Origin of the sequence: Rhodococcus sp. NPDC060084 (genome assembly GCF_042730335.1) — a bacterium.
In the GTDB taxonomy this organism is placed as follows: domain Bacteria; phylum Actinomycetota; class Actinomycetes; order Mycobacteriales; family Mycobacteriaceae; genus Rhodococcus.
This window is the reverse complement of record NZ_JBHWWX010000038.1, coordinates 37,779-44,203: the sequence shown is the minus strand read 5'-3', so window position 1 is coordinate 44,203 and position 6,425 is coordinate 37,779. Positions and strand designations below refer to the sequence as shown.

Below are 6,425 nucleotides of genomic sequence, written 5' to 3'. Positions count from 1 at the left end.
GCCCCGCTTCGTTCGTCGTCCGCACTCACTCGGCGGGCGGTTCAACCGGGCGCGGAGATCAGCCTCCGCTGGACTCGTAGGCGTCCGTCGCGCGCTGCAACCGTTCCAGCGCCCGGCCGTACGCGGCGAAGTCACCGCTGCTCTGCGCCTCGGCCAGCTCGCTGAGTGCGGCATCCAGTTCGGCAACCGCGGCGTCGCGGCCCGCCGGGATCGGCGCAGCCGGCGACGGCTGGTCGCCGGGCGCCGGCTCGGCAGCACCTTGCACGGCTTCCTCACGCGCCTCGTCCTCGACTTCGGCGGTCGGGAGAGCCACCCCGCCCGGAGCGGTGGCGGCATCGCCCACGCCTGCACCGAACACCTGGTCGAGCGCTGCCGCGAGGGTCGGCGCGTAGCCGATCCGCACGCCACCACCGGTACCCGGCTCCCGGTAGCTCACGAGCACCCGCGAAAGCTGCGGGAACGTCGAGGTACTACCCGCCGTCGGGTTGCGTTCGGTGTACATCGGCTGCACGTAGAGGATCCCGCCTTCGGCGATCGGCAACGTGAGCAAGTTGCCGTACTGGATCCGGTTCGATCTCTCGAGCAGCGTGCGTTCGGAGGCGACACGCGTGTCGGAGATCATCGCGTTCTGCGTTTGTTCCGGACCGAAAGTCTGCGTATCGGTGGGTAATTGCAGAATCGTGAACTTGCCGTAGTTCTCCGGGTCGGCCTCCACCGAGATGTACGCCGAGAGGAACTGCCGGTTGTAGCCGACCATCGCAGACGTCAACCTGAATGCCGGCTCGGCATTCTCCTGGTTACCCGTGAGCAGGTAGTACGGCGGCTGGTTGGCGCTGGTGTCCACGGTGGGATCCGCGGGCACCGACCAGAACGCGTTGTTGGTGAAGAACTCACGCGGGTCGTCCACGTGGTACTTCGCGAGCATCTCCCGCTGGACCTTGAACAGATCCTCCGGGTACCGGAAATGCGAGCGCAGTTCGTCGGAGATCTGATCCTGCGGGGTCACCGCATCCGGGAACACACCCATCCACGCATCCAGAACGGGGTCTTCCTCGTCGACCTGGTACAGGGTGACGGTGCCGTCGTAGGCATCGACGGTCGCCTTCACCGAGTTGCGGATGTAGGAGACCTCCTTGCGCGGGATCAGCCGGCCGGTGTTCTGGTCGATGCTGTCCTCGACCAGGCCCTCGAGCGACGCGCGCTGCGCGTACGGGTAGTTGTCGAGCGTGGTGTACGCGTCGACGATCCACACGATGCGACCGTCGACAGCGGCCGGGTAGGCGTCGCCGTCCGCGGTGAGCCACGGAGCGACCTTGGTGACGCGCTCGCGCGGATCGCGGTTGAACAGGATCTTCGAGTTTTCGCCGATGGCGCTCGAGAAGAGGATGTTGCGTTCGGCGTACTTCGCCGCGAAGGCGAGACGGTTGAACCAGTTGCCGATCCCGACGCCACCGCTGCCGGTGTACGTGTACTTCTCGGTGTCGGTGTCGTACTCACGCGGGCCGGACGCGTCGGCGCTGTTACCCACGATCGAGTAGTCCGGGTCTGCCTCGGCGATGACCTCACCGAAGTAGATACGCGGCTGCTCGACCGGGATCACCTGGTTCTCGGCGGCGAGCGACGCGAGGTCGCTGATCTGGTAGACCGGGTAGCCGCTGTTGCTGTTCGCGGCTTCTTCCGCCGATGTGCTCGCCGCAGCGTTGACCCGGTTCGCCGGAGCGGTGACCAGGCCGTTGCCGTGGGTGTACACGGTGTGGCGGTTGATCCAGTCGGTCTGGTTGCCCGTCAGGCTGGTCGGCGAGAGCTCACGAGCCGCAACGATGTAGTCCTCGACCTTGCCGTCGACCTCGTACCGGTCGATGTCGAGCGACTCCGGGTATCCGTAGAAGTTCTTCAGCTGAGTCTGCTGCGTGAACGTTCGGGGCAGGACGTTGGGATCGAGCAGGCGGGCGTTCGCGATCGTCGTGATGTCGGCCGGAACGTCCTCGGGGGATGTGGTGCCCACCCCCGGGTAGTCCTTGTACTCGACCTTGTCGTCGGTGATCCCGTACGCCACCCTCGTGGCAGCGATATTCCGCTCGATGTACTCGCTCTCCTTGTCTGCCGCGTTCGGACGGACGGAGAACTGCTCGACCATCAGCGGGTAGACAGCGCCGACCAGGATCGACGAGAGCACCAGCAACGCCGTCGCGAGCGCAGGAATGCGCAGGTCGCGCAGGAAGATCGCGGCGAAGAACGCGAGCGCGCAGATCACGGCGATCGCGAGCAGGATCAGCTTCGCAGGGAGCACGGCGTTGGTGTCGGTGAAGCCCATTCCGGTGAACGTGGGCTCCTTGCGTCCGCTCCAGAGCAGCTCGTACCGGTCGAGCCAGTACGCGACAGCCTTGAGTGCGACGAAGACGCCGGCCAGCACGGCGAGCTGGACACGCGCGGCGGTGGACATGCTGCCGCCACGCCCGGCGAGGCGGATGCCGCCGAAGATGTACTGCGTCACGAGGTTGGCGAAGAACGCCAGCACGACCGCGACGAACAACCAGTTCAGGATGAAGCGGTAGAACGGGAGGTCGAATGCGTAGAACCCGACGTCGAGCCCGAACTGCGGGTCGGTGGTGCCGAACTCTCCGCCGTTGAAGAACATCTGCACGGTCACCCAGCTCGCCTGTGCGACGAGTCCGGACAGCACGCCCAGCACGATCGGGATACCGAGCCCGAACGCACGCATCCGGGTCAGCACGCTCGTGCGGTAGCGCGCCACCGGATCGTTGGGTCCGGTGGTGGGGACGAATACCGGCCGTGACCGGTACGCGAGCAGCATCGCCAGCCATACGGCGACGCCGACGAAGAGACCCACCGCGAAGAACAGCAGGACTCGGGTCAGAAGAACCTTGATGTAGACGTCGCGGAAATCGACTTCCCCGAACCAGAGCCAGTTGGTGTAGGTATCCACCAGGCGCGGCCCCAGCAACAGCAGCACAGCGGCCACCAATGCGAGAACCAGCAGCACTTTGCTCCGTCTCGACAACGTCGGTACTCCGGTCGGGGGCCTCATGCCCACGTGCCACGCTCCCAATCGTCCGGCGGCGAGAAGAACGCCGCGAATGTATACCTCGTGCGTCACACCGCGTGACCGTTTCGCCCCACTCTACGGACTAGTCGCAGGACAGGTACGCGGTCCTCGATCCGTGGCCGGCGGCATCGGACGCACAGCCGACACCGATCCGGCCCACCAATGACAGGATAGGCGTGTGAATCAGCACCTTCCCGTTCCTTCCGAAGCCGCCCTGTCGCGTACGGTCCACGAGATCATCGACTACGTCGACGCCGAGGGATGGGACCAGCCGCCCGTCATGTTTGCGCTGGTACCGACCGTGCTGCTCGCGGCGTCGGAGCCGAGCCTCGGCGACCAGCTCGACGAGGGACATGAGTACACGCCGATCGCGCAGGAAGCGTTTCCCGAGGACGTGGAGGGCGGAAGCCCGGCCCTCGGCGAGTTCCTCGCGACCACGAGCTGGCCTTCCTCGGTCGCGGGCTGCGCACTCGTTCAGGAGATCGTGGTCCTGCCGCCCAACGCCGAAGCCGACCTCGACGACGCGGTGGTTCCGCTCGTCACCGACTCGCACTCGGTGGACGAGGCGGCCCGCTTCGCGGCGCACGCGCACCCCGACAGCAGACGAGCGCGGCTCATCGCCGCGGTGCTGCGGGACGGGCCGGCGATGACGTTGCTGCAACTCCGTCCCCTCGACGACGACGATCCGTTCGCCGGGGCGGAATTGCGGACCTACGAGAACCTCGCTCCCGAGGTGGTCGGAGCGCTGTACGCGACCCTGGAAGCAGAAGAAGACGACGACTGACGGACTCAGCAGGTGGGCGCGTCGCCGCCTGCCGCGATCGACTCCAGCGCGGCGGCCGCGCCCTCCAGCGTCTCGACCCTGACGAGCCGGACATCGTCCGGCTCGTTGGTGAGCGCCTCGGCGCAGTTGTCGGCGGGCACGAGGAAGACCTCGGCACCTTCCTCGTCCGCAGCGGTGAGCTTGTGGGTGATGCCGCCGATGGGGCCGACGATGCCGTCGGAGTCGATGGTTCCGGTCCCCGCGACGTTCAGCCCGCCGTTGATCTCGCCGGGACTGAGCTTGTCGACGAGTGCGAGACTGAACATCAACCCGGCCGACGGCCCGCCGATGTCGGCGAGGTTGAAGACCACCTCGAACGGCACGTCGGGAATCTCCTCGGTTGCGATACCGAGGAATCCCGCGCCCTCCCCTCCGGGTCGCTCCCCCACCACGACGTCGATCGTTTCCTCGGCGTCGCCGCGCAGGACGGTGATCGCGACGCTCTCGCCGGGAGTGACCGCTCCGACGGCGCGCTGTACCTGTCCGGCCGTTTCCACCGGTTCACCCGCGATCGCCACGATCCGGTCGTCCACCTGCAGATGTCCCGACGCGGGGGCGTCGTCCGCGATCTCGGCCACCCGGAGTATGACGGGCAGATCCAGGTAGTGCAGAGCAGCGAGTTCGGCACTGCGCTCCGACTGCGCGAACTGGGCTTGATCGACTGCTCGCACCTCGTCCTTGCTGCGGTTGGGCGGATACACCTGCTCACGTGGCGCCAGTCCGTACCGGCCGCTGAGCCACGCCGTCACCGTCTGCGCGAGGTTGAGATTGTCGGTGACACCGACGGTCGTCATCACCAGGCTGCCCGTCGTCTCGTCCGTCTCGACGCCCTCGATCTCGATGACCGGCTTGTCGTCCACGTCGCCGAGTGTGTCGAACGTGGGCCCGGGACCGAGTGCGACATAGGGAACGGTCAGATTGAATGCGATCAGGACGAGGGTGAGAACCGGGAGCAGCACGGCGAGAGGCATCACGAAGCGTCGATTCACCCGGCCAGAGTATCGGGCCGATCGTGTTCGCGGTCAGCGTGACCACGATGCCCGTGCTCCGACGGCGCGCCTTGTACCGTTGAGAACATGAGTGACACGCCCTTCGGATTCTCGAATCCCGACGACGACCCCGACCGCAAAAAGGACGAGGGTTCAGGAAGCGGGGGTGGGTCGCCGTTCGGCTTCGGCCTTCCCGGCGGTGGTGGCGACAACCCGTTCGGTGCGCAGGGCTTCGATCCCGCCCAGTTCGGGCAGATGCTCAGCCAGTTCGGCCAGATGCTCGCCGGGATGGGCAGCGCGATGGGCACCGGCGGGGCCGGCCCCGTGAACTACGAGATCGCCTCGAAGCTCGCGCGCCAGCAGATCGGATCGGTCACTCCCGTCTCCGCGGGGACGGCCGACGCAGTGCGCGACGCGTCGCGGCTCGCGGAATTGTGGCTCGACGCGGCGACGACGCTGCCCGCCGGCGCCACCAAGACCGTCGCCTGGACGCCCGTCGAGTGGCTCGAGAACACCCTCGACACCTGGAAGCGCCTGTGCGATCCCATTGCCGAGCAGGTCAACGGCATGATGCTGCAGGGCCTGCCCGAGGAGGCCCGCGCGATGGCCGGACCGATGATGGGCATGTTCTCCCAGATGGGCGGGGTCGCGTTCGGTTCCCAGCTCGGTCAGGCACTGGGCCAGCTGTCCAAGGAGGTCATGACCTCCACCGATATCGGCCTGCCGCTGGGCCCGGCCGGCACCGCCGCCCTGCTGCCCGCCGCCATCGAGGAGTTCGGTGAGGGCCTCGAACAACCCGCCCAGGAAATCCTCGTGTTCATCGCCGCGCGGGAAGCCGCGCATCAGCGGCTCTACAGCCACGTGCCGTGGCTGCGCCAGCGGCTCCTCGCGATCGTCGAGGAATACGCCCGCGGAATTCGCATGGACATGTCGTCGATCGAAGATCTGGCCCAAGGCCTCGACCCGTCCGCGCTGAGCGATCCGTCCAAGATCGAGGAAATCCTCAAGCAGGGTGCCTTCGAGCCGCAGACCACGCCCGAACAACTGGCAGCGCTCGAGCGACTGGAGACGATGCTCGCGCTGGTCGAGGGCTGGGTCGAGACAGTCGTGATCGATGCCCTCGGCGACCGGCTCCCCGGTGTGGCGGCGCTGAGCGAGACGCTGCGTCGCCGCAGGGCCACCGGCGGACCCGCCGAGCAGACCTTCGCGACCCTCGTCGGTCTCGAACTCCGTCCCCGCAAGCTGCGGGAAGCCGCCGCGCTGTGGCGTCGGCTCACCACCGACGCCGGAGCGGACGCGCGCGACAAGGTGTGGGAGCACCCGGACCTGTTGCCGGATTCGTCGGATCTGGACAATCCCGCCGCGTTCGTCGACCGCGTCATCGGTGGAGGCACCAGTGCCTTCGAGGATCCGATCGCACAGCTCCGCGAAACGATGGAACGCGAGCGTGCCGAGAAGGATCAGGACGGCGGGGACGACACCGCCGACCGCGAGCCGGACGACGATTCCGGAAAGAACTCCTGACACCACGTCGTCGCTGATAGAA

Annotated in this window: 4 protein-coding genes; 2 read left to right on the top strand and 2 right to left on the bottom strand. The window is 67.1% G+C overall.

Translation table 11 applies throughout. The features are described from left to right. Nucleotides 1-58: 58 nt before the first annotated feature. Nucleotides 59-3,055, bottom strand: a complete 2,997-nt coding sequence (locus ACFWBU_RS17345; protein ID WP_296549982.1) for a UPF0182 family protein — start codon at nt 3,053-3,055, stop codon at nt 59-61. Nucleotides 3,056-3,245: 190 nt separating this feature from the next. On the opposite strand from ACFWBU_RS17345, the gene ACFWBU_RS17340 reads away from it, so the two are divergent. Further along, on the top strand, nt 3,246-3,851 hold the full coding sequence (locus ACFWBU_RS17340; protein ID WP_296549954.1) for a PPA1309 family protein: 606 nt from the start codon (nt 3,246-3,248) through the stop codon (nt 3,849-3,851). A gap of 5 nt (nt 3,852-3,856) precedes the next feature. Here ACFWBU_RS17340 and ACFWBU_RS17335 read toward each other — a convergent pair whose 3' ends face one another. After that, the gene (locus tag ACFWBU_RS17335) at nt 3,857-4,879 is read right to left on the bottom strand and encodes a PDZ domain-containing protein (RefSeq protein ID WP_169619717.1); all 1,023 of its coding nucleotides are present in this window, start codon (nt 4,877-4,879) and stop codon (nt 3,857-3,859) included. 87 nt (nt 4,880-4,966) lie between these two features. Here ACFWBU_RS17335 and ACFWBU_RS17330 point away from each other — a divergent pair, with 87 nt between their 5' ends. Further along, nucleotides 4,967-6,403 carry a zinc-dependent metalloprotease gene (locus ACFWBU_RS17330; RefSeq protein WP_169651715.1) on the top strand — a complete coding sequence of 479 codons (1,437 nt, stop codon included), beginning with the start codon at nt 4,967-4,969 and terminating at the stop codon, nt 6,401-6,403. Nucleotides 6,404-6,425: the final 22 nt, after the last annotated feature.

Excerpts from the sequence above, each read along its gene's own strand:
- ACFWBU_RS17330 (WP_169651715.1), top strand. The coding sequence starts at position 4,967 with ATGAGTGACACGCCCTTCGGATTCTCGAATCCCGACGACGACCCCGAC.